The sequence below is a fragment of the Haemophilus haemolyticus genome, assembly GCF_003493685.1.
Lineage (GTDB): Bacteria > Pseudomonadota > Gammaproteobacteria > Enterobacterales > Pasteurellaceae > Haemophilus > Haemophilus haemolyticus_O.
On the sequence record NZ_QQJW01000012.1, the window covers coordinates 25,060 to 40,229 of the forward strand.

At 39.3% G+C, this 15,170-nt stretch carries 12 protein-coding genes; 11 read left to right on the forward strand and 1 reads right to left on the reverse strand.

Features of this window, described 5'->3' with window-relative positions; genetic code table 11:
• Nucleotides 1–57: 57 nt before the first annotated feature.
• Nucleotides 58–318 carry a YfhL family 4Fe-4S dicluster ferredoxin gene (locus DV434_RS08810; protein WP_118785797.1) on the reverse strand — a complete coding sequence of 87 codons (261 nt, stop codon included), beginning with the start codon at nucleotides 316–318 and terminating at the stop codon, nucleotides 58–60.
• Between the two features lie 77 nt (nucleotides 319–395).
• On the opposite strand from DV434_RS08810, the gene DV434_RS08815 reads away from it, so the two are divergent.
• From DV434_RS08815 to rpoB, 11 genes are all read left to right on the forward strand, one after another.
• Nucleotides 396–1,166 carry a ribonuclease T2 family protein gene (locus DV434_RS08815; RefSeq protein WP_118785796.1) on the forward strand — a complete coding sequence of 257 codons (771 nt, stop codon included), beginning with the start codon at nucleotides 396–398 and terminating at the stop codon, nucleotides 1,164–1,166.
• A 95-nt stretch (nucleotides 1,167–1,261) separates the two neighbouring features.
• Nucleotides 1,262–2,422, forward strand: coding sequence for a phosphoglycerate kinase (gene pgk, locus DV434_RS08820; RefSeq protein ID WP_118785795.1), 1,161 nt, complete (start codon nucleotides 1,262–1,264; stop codon nucleotides 2,420–2,422).
• A 110-nt stretch (nucleotides 2,423–2,532) separates the two neighbouring features.
• A complete protein-coding gene (fbaA, locus tag DV434_RS08825; RefSeq protein ID WP_118785794.1) occupies nucleotides 2,533–3,612 on the forward strand; it encodes a class II fructose-bisphosphate aldolase in 1,080 nt (359 codons plus the stop codon).
• A gap of 66 nt (nucleotides 3,613–3,678) precedes the next feature.
• A complete protein-coding gene (locus DV434_RS08830; RefSeq protein WP_118785793.1) occupies nucleotides 3,679–4,719 on the forward strand; it encodes a glycosyltransferase family 9 protein in 1,041 nt (346 codons plus the stop codon).
• Between the two features lie 211 nt (nucleotides 4,720–4,930).
• Nucleotides 4,931–6,475, forward strand: a complete 1,545-nt coding sequence (locus DV434_RS08835) for a YjjI family glycine radical enzyme (RefSeq protein WP_118785792.1) — start codon at nucleotides 4,931–4,933, stop codon at nucleotides 6,473–6,475.
• A gap of 8 nt (nucleotides 6,476–6,483) precedes the next feature.
• Nucleotides 6,484–7,272 (forward strand): 4Fe-4S cluster-binding domain-containing protein, encoded by a 789-nt coding sequence (locus tag DV434_RS08840; protein WP_118785791.1) that lies wholly within the window; start codon nucleotides 6,484–6,486, stop codon nucleotides 7,270–7,272.
• A gap of 103 nt (nucleotides 7,273–7,375) precedes the next feature.
• Entirely contained in the window at nucleotides 7,376–8,629 is a 1,254-nt protein-coding gene (locus DV434_RS08845; protein ID WP_114908531.1) for a NupC/NupG family nucleoside CNT transporter, read from the forward strand.
• A 69-nt stretch (nucleotides 8,630–8,698) separates the two neighbouring features.
• Entirely contained in the window at nucleotides 8,699–9,415 is a 717-nt protein-coding gene (deoD, locus tag DV434_RS08850) for a purine-nucleoside phosphorylase (protein WP_118785790.1), read from the forward strand.
• 170 nt (nucleotides 9,416–9,585) lie between these two features.
• A complete protein-coding gene (gene rplK / locus DV434_RS08855; RefSeq protein ID WP_005627653.1) occupies nucleotides 9,586–10,014 on the forward strand; it encodes a 50S ribosomal protein L11 in 429 nt (142 codons plus the stop codon).
• A 4-nt stretch (nucleotides 10,015–10,018) separates the two neighbouring features.
• Nucleotides 10,019–10,708 (forward strand): 50S ribosomal protein L1, encoded by a 690-nt coding sequence (gene rplA / locus DV434_RS08860; RefSeq protein WP_118785789.1) that lies wholly within the window; start codon nucleotides 10,019–10,021, stop codon nucleotides 10,706–10,708.
• A 381-nt stretch (nucleotides 10,709–11,089) separates the two neighbouring features.
• Nucleotides 11,090–15,118, forward strand: coding sequence for a DNA-directed RNA polymerase subunit beta (gene rpoB / locus DV434_RS08870; RefSeq protein ID WP_118785788.1), 4,029 nt, complete (start codon nucleotides 11,090–11,092; stop codon nucleotides 15,116–15,118).
• Nucleotides 15,119–15,170 lie beyond the last annotated feature (52 nt).

A 15,170-nucleotide genomic window follows, 5' to 3' on the forward strand; every position in this document is an offset into this window, starting at 1 on the left:
CAAAATTAACCGCACTCTTTTAGAAGATAATAAGTCATATTTCAGTTGCTTTAAAAATTACAATTTATCCGAATGATGAATCATCACAAAGCGTTCCCAAAGCTGTTCTTCGGTTTCTTGATGTTCAGGATCGGGCTTAATGCAGTTAGTGATTGGACAAACTTTTTGGCAGGTTGGGGTGTCGTAGTGGCCGACACATTCCGTGCAAAGTACAGAATCGATCACATAAATCTCATCGCCAATGGAAATGGCTTCGTTCGGGCATTCTGGTAAGCACATATCGCAGTTAGTACATTTGCTAGTGATGAGTAATGCCATTGTGATCCTTAATAGAAAGTTGAAAGCCGCGAATTATAGCCGACAAAAACTTGATTGACAAAAACTAAACAAAATTTATGAAAAAATTCACTTCCACCCTTTCTCTTATTGTCCTCGTTGTATTAGCAATTTGGCAGTATTTTACTGATTCAACCAAAACTAAAAATCAATCATCTTCTCCCGTAACCGAACAAACTAAGCAAACAAAAGCATCTAAGCCTAAATTTGAGACAAAGCGGACGGATATTGAAAAAAGTGCGGTGAAAAATCCGAATGTTTTTGCCAATTATGATGTAATTATGCGCGATGATCCTATCGGGCAAAATGCAAAGGCGACTGTCGATTATTATATGTTGGCATTATCTTGGTCGCCTGGATTTTGTGATATTCAGCGTGAAAAATATGGTAATCAGTTGCCTTCCTCCTCTCAATATCAATGTGGAAGTAACCGCACTTTAGGTTGGGTCGTTCATGGATTATGGCCTCAAAATGTAAATGCACTTTCAGTGACGGATCATCCACGTTTTTGCAAGGGCGATTTACCCGCATTGCCAAAAGATTTATTAGCACAATATTTGGCTATCTCACCAGGTGAACAATTATTGCAAGGTGAATGGGAAAAACATGGTAGCTGTGCATTTGATTCTGCCCAGCAATATTTTGCTAAGGAGCAGGAATTATTTAGCTCATTAAAATTACCGAATCAACATTTAAGCCGTAATGAACTTTTTCGTTGGATGAAACAACATAATCCACAATTAAAAAATGCTTATTTAGGTGCAAGTCGAAACGAATTATTCATTTGTTATGATAAAAAATGGCAGGTAATGAATTGCCAAAGCAAATAAGAATTTCTTTGATCTAAATCGTTACAACCTAGCGCGAAGTAGGTATAATACGAAAAGCTTTCAATTTTAATTTTAACTTAACAAGAGGATAGATTATGTCAGTAATCAAAATGACCGATTTAGATTTAGCCGGTAAACGTGTATTTATCCGTGCGGATCTTAATGTGCCAGTAAAAGATGGCAAAGTGACCTCAGATGCGCGTATTCGTGCGACCATTCCTACTTTAAAATTAGCCTTAGAAAAAGGCGCAAAAGTGATGGTAACTTCTCACTTAGGTCGTCCAACTGAAGGTGAATTCAAACCAGAAGATTCTTTACAACCAGTTGTTGATTACTTAAAAGACGCGGGCTTTAATGTTCGTTTAGAACAAGACTACCTAAATGGTGTGGATGTTAAAGAAGGCGAAATTGTTGTTTTAGAAAACGTACGCGTGAACAAAGGTGAAAAGAAAAACGATCCAGAATTAGGTAAAAAATATGCCGCACTTTGCGACGTATTTGTGATGGATGCATTCGGTACTGCTCACCGTGCGCAAGCTTCAACTTATGGCGTTGCAGAATTTGCACCAATCGCTTGTGCAGGTCCATTATTAGCTGCTGAGTTAGATGCATTAGGTAAAGCATTAAAAGAACCGGCTCGTCCAATGGTGGCTATTGTTGGTGGTTCTAAAGTTTCAACCAAATTAGAAGTATTAAATTCTCTTTCAAAAATCGCTGACCAAATTATTGTGGGCGGTGGTATTGCAAATACTTTCATTGCGGCAGCAGGCCACAATGTAGGTAAATCTTTACATGAAGCTGATTTAATCCCAGTTGCGAAAGAATTAGCAGCAAATACAGATATTCCTGTTCCAGTTGATGTACGTGTTGGTTTGGAGTTCACTGAAACTGCAGCAGCAACAGAAAAATCAGTGACTGAAGTGAAAGATGATGAATCTATCTTCGATATCGGTGATAAATCTGCAGCACAATTAGCTGAAATCATCAAAAATGCAAAAACTGTTTTATGGAATGGTCCAGTTGGTGTGTTTGAGTTCCCTAACTTCCGTAAAGGGACAGAAATCATTTCTCACGCTATTGCAAACAGCGATGCATTTTCTATCGCAGGGGGCGGTGATACATTAGCGGCTATCGATTTATTCGGTATTGCAGACAAGATCTCTTACATTTCAACGGGTGGTGGTGCGTTCTTAGAATTCGTAGAAGGCAAAGTATTACCAGCAGTAGAAATTCTTGAAAAACGTGCGAAAAACTAACCGCACTTTTCCTCTATAACATATTGATGGTGGCATCAAAAATGCCATCATCAATACAAATTCTTCAAATTGTGGGCTTATCCCGCTAAACATAAAAAGGAAACACAAGTATGGCTAAATTATTAGATATCGTGAAACCTGGTGTCGTAACAGGTGAAGATGTGCAAAAAATCTTTGCTTATGCAAAAGAGCATAACTTTGCTATCCCTGCGGTAAACTGCGTAGGTTCTGACTCAGTTAATGCCGTGTTAGAAACTGCTGCACGCGTAAAAGCGCCAGTTATTATTCAATTTTCTAACGGTGGTGCGGCTTTCTACGCAGGTAAAGGTATCAAACCAACGAGTGGTACTCGTCCAGATGTTTTAGGGGCGATTGCTGGAGCGAAACAGGTTCATACTTTAGCGAAAGAATACGGTGTGCCTGTTATTCTTCATACTGATCATGCAGCGAAAAAATTATTACCTTGGATCGACGGTTTATTAGATGCAGGCGAAAAACATTTTGCCGAAACGGGTCGTCCACTTTTCTCTTCACATATGATCGATTTATCTGAAGAGTCAATGGAAGAAAATATGGCAATCTGCCGTGAATATCTTGCTCGTATGGATAAAATGGGGATGACCCTTGAAATCGAAATTGGCATTACTGGTGGCGAAGAAGATGGCGTTGATAACTCTGATGTAGATGAATCACGTTTATATACACAACCTTCTGATGTGCTTTATGTTTACGATCAATTGCATCCAGTAAGCCCTAACTTTACCGTTGCTGCAGCATTCGGTAACGTACACGGTGTTTACAAACCAGGTAATGTAAAATTAAAACCATCTATTTTAGGTGCATCACAAGAGTTCGTTTCTAAAGAACGTAATCTTCCTGCAAAACCAATTAACTTTGTATTCCACGGTGGTTCAGGTTCTAGCCGCGAAGAAATCCGCGAAGCAATTGGCTACGGTGCAATCAAAATGAACATTGATACTGATACGCAATGGGCGTCTTGGAATGGTATTTTGAATTTCTATAAAGCAAATGAAGCTTATCTTCAAGGTCAATTAGGTAACCCTGAAGGCCCAGATGCACCAAACAAAAAATACTACGATCCACGTGTTTGGTTACGTAAAATGGAAGAATCTATGTCTAAACGTTTAGAGCAATCTTTCGAAGACTTAAATTGTGTTGATGTTTTATAATCCACAAAAATAACATAAAATACGACCGCACTTTTGAGTGCGGTTTTTTATTTTAGCGGAGAAATTATGGAAAAGATCTTAGTTATTCGTAACGATAAATTAGGCGATTTTATGCAAGCATGGCCCGCTTTTGCTATGTTGAAGCTATCGAATCCTTCTTTAAAATTAACCGCACTTGTGCCGAGTTACACAGCGCCTCTAGCGGAAGTTTGTCCGTTTATTGATCATGTTATTATTGATAGCAAAAAAAATGATAAAACGGATTTCAATCGTCTTGTGCAGGAAATCAAAGCACAGCAGTTTGATGGAATGATTAGTTTCTTTTCCAATACCCATAATGGTAAACTCGCTTGGAAAAGCGGAATTAAATATCGCCTTGCACCGGCGACTAAATGGGTTCAAATTCTCTATAATCACCGTCTAACACAACGCCGTTCTCGTTCTGAAAAATCAGAAGCGGAATACAATCAAGATTTAGTCCGCGCTTTTTTGCACAAGCATAATATGCCAGTTGTTGAACCTAAACCGCCTTATTTAACCTTTGAGAAAAGTGCGGTGGAAAATCAACGAATTTTCTTGCAAGAGAGTTTAGGACTTTCCGCAAATAAAAAATGGATCTTTGTGCATAGCGGTTCTGGTGGTTCAGCCACGAATCTTTCTTTAGAGCAATATGCAGATTTAATTAAAGGCTTATTAGCTGAGTTTGATTGCAATGTTGTGCTGACAGCAGGGCCTGGCGAAAGTGAAAAAGCCCATGAATTGGCAAATTTGGTGGATGATTCACGTGTAGCCATTTACGATAAGAATAAAGGTTTAGTGGATTTTGCTCATTCTTTAGCTTGTGCGGATTTATTTATTGCTGGATCTACAGGGCCATTGCATTTGAGTAGTGCGTTTAATATTCCGACAATCGGGTTTTATCCAAATAGCCGTTCTTCTCAGCCGAGACGCTGGAAACCGATTAATGATGTCGATAAACATCTTGCATTTTGCCCACCCGCAGGAAAAGAGACTCAAATGAATCTAGGGTTAATTTCTATTCAACAAGCATTACAAGAGATAATCCCTTTTGTTAAGAAAATGTGTTATTCAAGTGATAACATTTAAAATTCACCAATCAAATTAAAACTGGCGGACATTTTCTGTTCTGCCGGTAAAATTCTTTTCTCTCTACCATCTAAATTCTATATTTCTTATTTTAATGGTTAATCGTTTGCTTGAGTTTTTATTTCTGAAAATGTGATCTCGCTCACGTTTTCAAAATTGTCTATTTTGTTACCATTGCGTACAATACAAAACCATTTTCAAAGGGGACGTTATGTTAGCTTCACTTCAAGATATTCTCGATACGGTTAAAGCCAATAATCTGACTTATCATCAAAAATTAATGACATTAGGCAATATTGCCGAGCGTTTATTTGATCCTCGCGATTTGCTTGGTTATACCGATGAAGAATGGGGCTTTTTACAGAATCAGATGATCTGTGATTTATGTGAAGGTTACGCGATTTATCGCCCTCGTTATATCCTGCCTGATTACAATGTGTATATCCAAAAGGGCTGCGAATTTTTAGAGTTGCCGCCACCAAAAGATCTTGATGAAGCACTTGATGGATTATTGATTCTTTACTCCCACGTGCCATCTATCACAACTTATCCCGTTTATGTTGGTCGTCTTGATGTGTTGCTCGATCCTTTCATTACAGATGAAGAAAAAGACTACATAAAAATTAAACGTTTCTTAAATCATATCGACAAAACTGTGCCTGATTCATTCTGTCATGCCAATATTGGACCTTATGATACGAAAGCGGGTCGCTTGATTTTACGCGCGGTGATTGAGCTTGAAGCGCCAACACCGAATATGACCATTCGTTATGATAAATCCAAAACGAGCCGTGAATTTGCTGAACTTGCAGCAAAAGCCTGTTTATTAGTTTCTAAACCATCTTTTGCAAACGATGCTTACTATATTTCCGATCTAGGTGAAGCATACGGCGTAGCAAGTTGCTATAACGCACTGCCTGAATGTGGCGGTGCTTACACATTAACGCGTTTACGTCTAGGTACGATTGCTCGTGCGTGTAAAAGTGCGGATGAAATGGTGAACGAATTATTACCACGTGTGGCGAAATGTGCTCTTTCAACCATGGATAAACGACACAAATTTGTAGTGGAAGAAAGTAATTTCTTTAACAGTTCATTCCTCGAAAAAGAAGGCTTTATCAAACGTACTAATTTTACGGGGATGTTCGCAATTGTGGGCTTGGCAGATGCCGCAAACCATTTATTGCAATGTGAAGGCTTAAATGAAACCTTTGGTAAGAGTGCTCGTGGTGATGAAATTGCGACAGCAATTATGGATAAACTAAAAGAAATCACTGATGCCCATGAAGGGGTTTACGCAGAACGCACTGGCAATCGTTATTTATTACACGCACAAGTGGGCGCAAGCAACCACGAAGAAGACAAACGTAACGCACCGGCTCACCGTATTCGTGTAGGCGAAGAACCAACGCTACTTGCACATTTGAAACAGTCTGCACCGTTCCATAAATATTTTCCATCTGGTACAGGGGATTTATTCGCCTTTGATCAAACCTATGTGGATCACTGCGATGCGGTGGTGGATATTATTGATGGGGCATTCTCTTTGGGTTATCGCTACATTACCACCTATTTGAAAAATACAGATTTAATTCGTGTTACAGGTTATCTGGTGAAGAAAAGCGAAGTTGAAAAATACCGTAAAGGCGAAGTCGCATTACGCGATACAACCTGGTATGGCTCGGGTACGGATGAATGTGCCAACGTGTTTGATCGCCAATTACGCGATGAAAAAGATGTCACTGCTGAAAAATAATTAGAAAAATGACCGCACTATCTGAGATTTTTGTGCCGTTACATCGGATTATTCCTTTTTCAAATGTAGAGGGGCAAGGCAATCGTTCGAGTATTTTTCTGCAAGGTTGTAAGTTAAATTGCTTGTATTGCCATAATCCGGAAACTATCCCACGTTATACGGAAAATGCGAAATTGGTTAGTTTGCAGTATTTGTATGAGCAGGTTATGGAGGCGGTTCCATTTATTCGAGGTGTCACAATTTCAGGCGGTGAACCGACTATTCATCACAAAAAACTTGTGCCACTCTTTAAGGCTTTACGTTCACAAGGATTGACTTGTTATTTGGATAGTAGTGGCTTTTTTGAGTTTGATCGTATTCGTTCGTTAATTGATGTCACTGATAAATTTTTATTCGATCTGAAAGGAGAGGGTTTTGGCTTGCAAACACTTTGCTTCGATCGGAAAAATCAAGCGGGTATTGTACCACAACAAGTGATACCAGAACGTTTGCATATAAAAAACGATAAACTGGAGCGGAATTTGCAAAATTTAGCTGCCTTGTTGCCATTAAATAAAGTGGAAGAAGTGCGGTTGGTTTTTTTAAAGCATTTTTTTAATGCTGAATATTTAGTGAGAGAGGTTGCTCAACTGCTACGAAATTATCCTGACGTGGCATTAAAAATTATCCGTGTGCATAGCAAAGGTGCGCGTGATGAAGCAGGGTTATCCGCACATATCCCAAGTGCGGAGGAAACAAATGAGCTGGCGAAGCTGGCTTATCAATATGGGATTGAAAAAGTCCTGACTATTTTGTAGTCGTTTGTGTTAAGTGCGGTGAAATTTCACCGACTTTTTCATCAAAAATAAGTAAAATAGTGCCGTTTTATTTTTATCAACTTCACCAACTAAGGGGAATCAAATGAGTGTGTTAAGCAGCATTTTGGGAATGGTCGTATTAATCGCTATTGCCGTGTTACTTTCCAATAATCGTAAAGCGATTAGTATTCGAACTGTCGTGGGGGCGTTAGCAATCCAAGTAGGATTTGCCGCCCTTATTTTATATGTGCCTGCAGGTAAACAAGCATTGGGTGCCGCTGCGGATATGGTATCCAATGTTATTGCCTATGGTAATGACGGGATTAATTTCGTTTTCGGCGGATTAGCGGATCCAAGTAAACCATCAGGCTTCATTTTTGCCGTGAAAGTATTACCGATTATCGTATTCTTTTCTGGCTTAATTTCTGTGCTTTACTATCTTGGCATTATGCAAGTGGTGATTAAAGTATTGGGTGGTGCATTGCAAAAAGCATTGGGTACGTCAAAAGCTGAATCCATGTCAGCGGCGGCGAATATCTTCGTCGGTCAAACTGAAGCACCATTAGTTGTTCGCCCTTACATTAAAAATATGACCCAATCTGAATTATTTGCCATCATGGTAGGTGGTACAGCATCTATCGCAGGTTCAGTAATGGCGGGTTACGCAGGAATGGGCGTGCCATTGACATACTTAATCGCGGCGTCATTTATGGCGGCACCAGCAGGTTTGTTATTTGCGAAATTAATGTTCCCACAAACAGAACAATTCTCTGATAAACAACCGGAAGACAATGATTCAGAAAAACCAACTAATGTACTTGAAGCAATGGCGGGCGGTGCGAGTGCAGGTATGCAACTTGCGTTAAACGTAGGTGCAATGTTAATCGCATTTGTTGGTTTAATTGCATTAATTAACGGTATTTTAAGTGGTGTTGGTGGCTGGTTCGGCTATGGCGATTTAACGTTACAATCTATCTTTGGTTTAATTTTCAAACCATTAGCATACTTAATCGGTGTAACTGACGGTACCGAAGCGGGTATCGCAGGACAAATGATCGGTATGAAATTAGCGGTTAACGAATTCGTAGGTTACCTCGAATTTGCAAAATACTTGCAACCAGATTCTGCGATTGTATTAACTGAAAAAACCAAAGCAATTATTACTTTCGCACTTTGTGGTTTTGCTAACTTCAGCTCTATTGCAATCTTAATCGGTGGTTTAGGTGGAATGGCGCCAAACCGTCGTAGTGATGTTGCTCGTTTAGGCTTAAAAGCGGTAATCGCAGGTACTTTAGCAAACTTAATGAGTGCAACGATTGCTGGCTTGTTCATCGGACTCGGTGCAGCAGCGCTTTAATTCTCGGATAAGTGCGGTGAAAAATGGCCGCACTTTTTATTTTTATATTTGAAAAAAGGAAGGAAAATAATGACTCCACATATTAACGCTCCTGAAGGTGCATTTGCTGATGTTGTTTTAATGCCAGGCGATCCACTTCGTGCAAAATATATTGCAGAAACGTTTTTGCAAGATGCAGTAGAAGTAACAAATGTTCGTAATATGCTTGGTTATACCGGTACTTACAAAGGTCGTAAAATTTCTATTATGGGCCATGGTATGGGGATTCCATCTTGCTCTATTTACGCGAAAGAATTAATCACTGAATACGGTGTGAAAAAAATTATCCGTGTAGGTTCTTGTGGTGCTGTTCGTATGGACGTAAAAGTACGTGATGTGATTATCGGTTTAGGTGCATGTACTGATTCAAAAGTAAACCGTATTCGTTTCAAAGATAACGATTTCGCGGCTATTGCTGACTTTGATATGGCACAAGCCGCTGTTCAAGCTGCAAAAGCAAAAGGCAAGGCCGTTCGTGTCGGTAATTTATTCTCGGCGGATTTATTCTATACACCTGATGTAGAAATGTTCGACGTGATGGAAAAATACGGCATTTTAGGCGTGGAAATGGAAGCTGCTGGAATTTATGGTGTAGCTGCAGAATATGGTGCAAAAGCATTAGCGATTTGTACTGTGTCTGACCATATTCGTACACATGAACAAACCACAGCAGAAGAACGTCAACTAACATTCAATGATATGATTGAAATTGCATTGGATTCAGTATTAATTGGTGATGCACAATAATTTCTTATAGTGGATTGAAGAAGTGCTTGAAAAACAACCGCACTTTTTATATAATCCGCACCCATTATGGGCCGTTCGCGGCTCATATTTTTGTGTGGTGCAATATGTTGCACTGAAAATTATCGGGGAGCTATTTAATAGCGTTATTACCCAATTAGAGGAAAACTAAAATGGCAAAAAAAGTCCAAGCCTACGTTAAGTTGCAAGTTGCAGCTGGTATGGCAAACCCATCACCACCAGTAGGTCCTGCATTAGGTCAACAAGGTGTGAACATCATGGAATTCTGTAAAGCATTCAACGCTCGTACCGAGAGCTTAGAAAAAGGCTTACCAATTCCAGTTGTTATCACTGTATATGCAGACCGTTCATTTACTTTCGTAACTAAAACTCCACCAGCAGCAGTATTATTGAAAAAAGCTGCAGGTATCAAATCTGGTTCTGGTAAACCGAACAAAGATAAAGTGGGTAAAGTAACTTTAGATCAAGTTCGTCAAATTGCTGAAACTAAAGCAGCAGATATGACTGGCGCGTCTATCGAAACCAAAATGAAATCAATTGCTGGTACTGCTCGCTCTATGGGCTTAGTGGTGGAGGAATAATACGATGGCTAAATTGACTAAAAAAATGAAAGCAATCAAAGCTGGCGTAGATTCTACTAAAGCATACGAAATCAACGAAGCGATCGCGGTATTAAAACAATTCGCAACTGCTAAATTCGTTGAAAGTGTTGACGTTGCAGTAAACTTAGGTATCGATCCTCGTAAATCTGACCAAAACGTTCGTGGTGCAACTGTATTACCATACGGTACTGGTCGTGAAGTACGCGTAGCTGTGTTCACTCAAGGTGCTAACGCAGATGCAGCTAAAGAAGCTGGTGCTGATTTAGTAGGTATGGAAGATTTAGCAGAGCAAATCAAAAAAGGCGAAATGAACTTTGATGTTGTTATCGCTTCTCCTGATGCAATGCGTGTTGTTGGTCAATTAGGTCAAGTATTAGGCCCACGTGGTTTAATGCCAAACCCTAAAGTTGGTACTGTAACTCCAAACGTTGCTGAAGCAGTTAAAAATGCTAAATCTGGTCAGATCCGTTATCGTAATGATAAAAACGGTATCATCCACACCACTATCGGTAAAGCAAACTTCTCTGAAGTTCAATTAAAAGAAAACCTTCAAGCATTATTGGCTGCTTTAAACAAAGCAAAACCAACTACTGCTAAAGGTATCTTCATCAAGAAAGTAAGCATCTCTACCACTATGGGTGCAGGTGTTGCTGTTGATCAAGCTTCTTTATAATTTAAAGAATCGCTAGAATTTAAACCGCACTTTTTTAAAGTGCGGTTTTTTGTTTCATAAAATTTCTATATAAGTTTTAAACTTGACGAGAAAGCCGCATTCATTTAAAATTTACCGCCTTAAAATTAGCAAAGATTTAGATTGATTTTTAATCAATTTTGACCTTTAATTGTTTAATTTAACCGTGTTTTGATAGAAAGCACATCTATACAATGATAAATTCACCGTTATTTGTCGTTGTTTTGCTCAAGTTGTCGTCCTATGTAATTTGAGTTGTCACCCCACTACAGAAGTAAGGTTCAGAGTGCGGTCATTTTAACGGTCATTCACGTCACAGTTAGTTTGTGGCTAGGTCACTGAACAGTTAGCAGAGGAAAACCAATGGGTTACTCCTATTCTGAAAAAAAACGAATTCGTAAAGATTTCGGTAAACGTCCGCAAGTTTTAAATGTTCCTTATTTATTAACCATTCAGTTGGATTCTTTTGATAAATTTATTCAAAAAGATCCTGAAGGTCAGCAAGGTTTAGAAGCGGCATTCCGTTCTGTATTCCCTATTGTAAGCAATAATGGCTATACAGAATTACAATATGTAGATTATCGTTTAGAAGAACCTGAATTTGATGTACGTGAGTGCCAAATTCGTGGATCAACTTATGCAGCAGGCTTACGTGTAAAATTACGTTTAGTGAGCTACGATAAAGAATCTTCTTCACGCACAGTTAAAGATATTAAAGAAAATGAAGTTTATATGGGTGAAATCCCATTAATGACTGATAACGGTACTTTTGTAATTAATGGTACCGAGCGTGTTATCGTTTCACAATTACACCGTAGTCCAGGCGTATTCTTTGATTCTGACAAAGGTAAAACCCATTCTTCAGGTAAAGTGCTTTATAACGCACGCATTATTCCTTACCGTGGTTCTTGGTTAGATTTTGAATTCGATCCAAAAGATAACTTATTTGCGCGTATTGACCGTCGTCGTAAATTACCGGCAACAATCATTCTTCGTGCATTAGGCTACACCACTGAAGAAATCTTAAACCTATTCTTTGATAAAATTACCTTTGAAATCGCTGGCGATAAATTGTTAATGACTTTAGTGCCAGAACGTTTACGTGGTGAAACGGCTTCTTTTGATATTGAAGCAAATGGCAAAGTTTATGTTGAACGTGGTCGTCGTATTACCGCACGCCATATCAAGGCATTAGAAAAAGATAAAATTTCACAAGTCGTTGTGCCTTCTGAATATATTTTAGGTAAAGTTGCGTCGAAAGATTATGTTGATTTAGAGTCAGGTGAAATTATTTGCCCTGCAAATGGTGAGATTTCTTTAGAGACTCTTGCAAAATTAGCACAAGCAGGTTACACCACGATCGAAACTTTATTTACTAATGATTTAGATTACGGTCCATATATTTCTGAAACGCTACGTGTCGATCCAACTTATGACAAAACCAGTGCGCTTTATGAAATTTATCGCATGATGCGTCCGGGTGAGCCTCCAACACCAGAATCTTCAGAAGCGTTATTCAATAATTTATTCTTCTCTGCAGAGCGTTATGATTTATCTGCTGTCGGTCGTATGAAATTCAATCGTTCTTTAGCGATCACAGAAGGTGAAGGCGCTGGGACTTTAAGCAATGAAGATATTATTGCGGTAATGCGTAAATTGATCGATATCCGTAATGGTCGTGGCGAAGTGGATGATATTGACCACTTGGGTAACCGTCGTATCCGTAGTGTAGGTGAGATGGCGGAAAACCAATTCCGTATTGGTTTAGTGCGTGTGGAAAGAGCGGTGAAAGAACGCTTATCTTTAGGTGATTTAGATGCAATCACACCGCAAGACTTAATTAATCCAAAACCAATTTCTGCAGCGGTGAAAGAATTCTTTGGTTCTTCACAACTTTCGCAATTCATGGACCAAAACAACCCATTATCAGAAGTGACACACAAACGTCGTATTTCTGCATTAGGTCCAGGCGGTTTAACGCGTGAACGCGCAGGCTTTGAAGTGCGTGACGTACATAATACCCACTATGGTCGTTTATGTCCGATTGAAACCCCTGAAGGTCCAAACATCGGTTTGATCAACTCACTTTCTGCGTTTGCACGTACTAATGATTATGGTTTCTTAGAAACCCCATATCGTAAAGTGGTTGATGGTCAAGTAACCGAAGAAATCGAATACTTATCTGCAATTGATGAAGCAAACTATATCATTGCACAGGCAAACTCAAACTTAGACGAAAATAACCGCTTTACTGATGCCTTTGTTACTGCACGTGGTGAACGTGGTGAATCAGGTTTATATAAACCTGAAGATATTCACTATATGGACGTTTCGACACAACAAGTGGTATCTGTTGCGGCTGCATTGATTCCATTCCTTGAGCATGACGATGCGAACCGTGCGTTGATGGGTGCGAACATGCAACGTCAAGCAGTTCCAACATTACGTGCTGACAAACCATTAGTTGGTACAGGTATGGAAAAACCAATCGCACTTGACTCAGGTGTTGCGGTTGTTGCAAAACGTGGTGGTACAGTTCAGTACGTCGATGCTTCTCGTATCGTTATTAAAGTAAATGAAGATGAAACCATTGCAGGTGAAGCAGGTATTGATATTTATAATTTAATCAAATATACCCGTTCTAACCAAAATACGTGTATTAACCAAATTCCTTGTGTGAATTTAGGCGATCCAATCAATCGTGGTGAAGTATTAGCAGACGGTCCTTCTACTGACTTAGGTGAGCTTGCATTAGGTCAAAATATTCGCGTGGCGTTCATGCCTTGGAACGGCTATAACTTCGAAGACTCAATGTTAGTTTCTGAACGTGTTGTTCAACAAGACCGTTTCACTACCATCCATATTCAAGAATTATCTTGTGTTGCGCGTGATACCAAGTTAGGTGCAGAAGAAATTACTGCAGATATTCCAAACGTAGGTGAGTCAGCGTTAAGCAAACTTGATGAATCTGGTATTGTTTATGTTGGTGCAGAGGTTAAAGGTGGTGACATCTTAGTCGGTAAAGTAACGCCTAAAGGTGAAACTCAATTAACCCCAGAAGAAAAACTTTTACGTGCAATCTTTGGTGAAAAAGCTTCTGATGTTAAAGATTCTTCATTACGTGTGCCAAACGGTACATCAGGTACGGTTATTGATGTTCAAGTTTTCACTCGTGATGGCGTAGAAAAAGATAAACGTGCATTAGAAATCGAAGAAATGCAGCTTCGTGAAGCGAAAAAAGATTTAACTGAAGAGTTAGAGATTTTAGAAGCTGGCTTATTTGCTCGTGTTCGTAATCTTCTTATTTCTAGTGGTGCTGATGCAGCGCAATTAGATAAATTAGATCGCACTAAATGGTTAGAACAAACCATTGCAGATGAAGAAAAACAAAATCAATTGGAACAGCTTGCAGAGCAATACGAAGAACTTCGTAAAGAGTTTGAACATAAACTTGAAGTGAAACGCAAGAAAATCATCAAAGGTGATGATCTTGCACCAGGCGTGTTAAAAGTGGTTAAAGTTTACCTCGCGGTGAAACGTCAAATCCAGCCGGGTGATAAAATGGCGGGTCGTCATGGTAACAAAGGCGTTATCTCGAAAATTAACCCAGTTGAAGATATGCCATACGATGAGAATGGCCAACCAGTTGAAATCGTATTGAATCCACTGGGCGTACCATCTCGTATGAACATCGGTCAGATCCTTGAAACTCACTTAGGTTTAGCAGCGAAAGGTATTGGTGATCAAATCAATACAATGCTTAAACAAAAACAAGAAGTGGAAAAATTACGTGGTTATATCCAAAAAGCGTATGATTTAGGTAATGGCTCACAAAAAGTGGATTTAAGTACCTTCACCGATGAAGAAGTATTGCGTTTAGCTGAAAATCTCCGTAAAGGTTTACCAGTTGCGACACCGGTATTTGATGGTGCAGCTGAAGCTGAAATTAAAGAGCTATTAAAACTTGGTGAATTACCAACTTCAGGTCAAATCACTTTATATGATGGTCGTACAGGTGAGAAATTCGAGCGTCCAGTAACAGTAGGTTATATGTACATGCTCAAATTGAACCACTTAGTTGATGACAAAATGCATGCGCGTTCAACGGGTTCTTATAGCCTTGTTACGCAACAACCATTGGGTGGTAAAGCTCAATTCGGTGGTCAACGTTTTGGTGAGATGGAGGTATGGGCACTTGAAGCATACGGTGCAGCTTACACCTTACAAGAAATGTTAACGGTGAAATCGGATGATGTGAATGGTCGTACGAAGATGTATAAAAACATCGTAAGTGGTAACCAACACATGGACCCAGGCACACCGGAATCTTTCAACGTAATTATGAAAGAAATCCGCTCACTTGGTTTAAATATCGAGTTAGACGAAGAGTAATCAGTAGGGGAGTGAAGAATTTATGATTCACTCGCTTTACGAAAGAAAAATC

What these genes read in the sequence shown, in the direction of transcription:
- DV434_RS08810 (WP_118785797.1), bottom strand. Translation starts at nt 318, where the DNA reads ATGGCATTACTCATCACTAGCAAATGTACTAACTGCGATATGTGCTTA.
- DV434_RS08815 (WP_118785796.1), top strand. Translation starts at nt 396, where the DNA reads ATGAAAAAATTCACTTCCACCCTTTCTCTTATTGTCCTCGTTGTATTA.
- pgk (WP_118785795.1), top strand. Translation starts at nt 1,262, where the DNA reads ATGTCAGTAATCAAAATGACCGATTTAGATTTAGCCGGTAAACGTGTA.
- fbaA (WP_118785794.1), top strand. Translation starts at nt 2,533, where the DNA reads ATGGCTAAATTATTAGATATCGTGAAACCTGGTGTCGTAACAGGTGAA.
- DV434_RS08830 (WP_118785793.1), top strand. Translation starts at nt 3,679, where the DNA reads ATGGAAAAGATCTTAGTTATTCGTAACGATAAATTAGGCGATTTTATG.
- DV434_RS08835 (WP_118785792.1), top strand. Translation starts at nt 4,931, where the DNA reads ATGTTAGCTTCACTTCAAGATATTCTCGATACGGTTAAAGCCAATAAT.
- DV434_RS08840 (WP_118785791.1), top strand. Translation starts at nt 6,484, where the DNA reads ATGACCGCACTATCTGAGATTTTTGTGCCGTTACATCGGATTATTCCT.
- DV434_RS08845 (WP_114908531.1), top strand. Translation starts at nt 7,376, where the DNA reads ATGAGTGTGTTAAGCAGCATTTTGGGAATGGTCGTATTAATCGCTATT.
- deoD (WP_118785790.1), top strand. Translation starts at nt 8,699, where the DNA reads ATGACTCCACATATTAACGCTCCTGAAGGTGCATTTGCTGATGTTGTT.
- rplK (WP_005627653.1), top strand. Translation starts at nt 9,586, where the DNA reads ATGGCAAAAAAAGTCCAAGCCTACGTTAAGTTGCAAGTTGCAGCTGGT.
- rplA (WP_118785789.1), top strand. Translation starts at nt 10,019, where the DNA reads ATGGCTAAATTGACTAAAAAAATGAAAGCAATCAAAGCTGGCGTAGAT.
- rpoB (WP_118785788.1), top strand. Translation starts at nt 11,090, where the DNA reads ATGGGTTACTCCTATTCTGAAAAAAAACGAATTCGTAAAGATTTCGGT.